Raw genomic sequence first — 812 nt, 5'->3', positions numbered from 1 at the left:
TGTGAACTCGAAGAGTAGGGCGGGACACGTGGTATCCTGTCTGAATATGGGGGGACCATCCTCCAAGGCTAAATACTCCTGACTGACCGATAGTGAACCAGTACCGTGAGGGAAAGGCGAAAAGAACCCCGGCGAGGGGAGTGAAAAAGAACCTGAAACCGTGTACGTACAAGCAGTGGGAGCACCTTCGTGGTGTGACTGCGTACCTTTTGTATAATGGGTCAGCGACTTATATTCTGTAGCAAGGTTAACCGTATAGGGGAGCCGAAGGGAAACCGAGTCTTAACTGGGCGTTAAGTTGCAGGGTATAGACCCGAAACCCGGTGATCTAGCCATGGGCAGGTTGAAGGTTGGGTAACACTAACTGGAGGACCGAACCGACTAATGTTGAAAAATTAGCGGATGACTTGTGGCTGGGGGTGAAAGGCCAATCAAACCGGGAGATAGCTGGTTCTCCCCGAAAGCTATTTAGGTAGCGCCTCGTGAACTCATCTTCGGGGGTAGAGCACTGTTTCGGCTAGGGGGCCATCCCGGCTTACCAACCCGATGCAAACTACGAATACCGAAGAATGTTATCACGGGAGACACACGGCGGGTGCTAACGTCCGTCGTGAAGAGGGAAACAACCCAGACCGCCAGCTAAGGTCCCAAAGTCATGGTTAAGTGGGAAACGATGTGGGAAGGCACAGACAGCCAGGATGTTGGCTTAGAAGCAGCCATCATTTAAAGAAAGCGTAATAGCTCACTGGTCGAGTCGGCCTGCGCGGAAGATGTAACGGGGCTAAACCATGCACCGAAGCTGCGGCAGCGAC

Annotated in this window: 1 rRNA gene; it reads left to right on the top strand. The window is 52.8% G+C overall.

The annotated features are described in order from the left end of the window. A 23S ribosomal RNA gene (locus UR504_RS21515) occupies positions 1 to 812 on the top strand; the annotation flags it as partial.

Origin of the sequence: Enterobacter sp. 241F3, from assembly GCF_034106785.1 — a bacterium.
In the GTDB taxonomy this organism is placed as follows: domain Bacteria; phylum Pseudomonadota; class Gammaproteobacteria; order Enterobacterales; family Enterobacteriaceae; genus Enterobacter; species Enterobacter vonholyi.
This window is presented reverse-complemented; position numbering and strand designations above follow the sequence as displayed.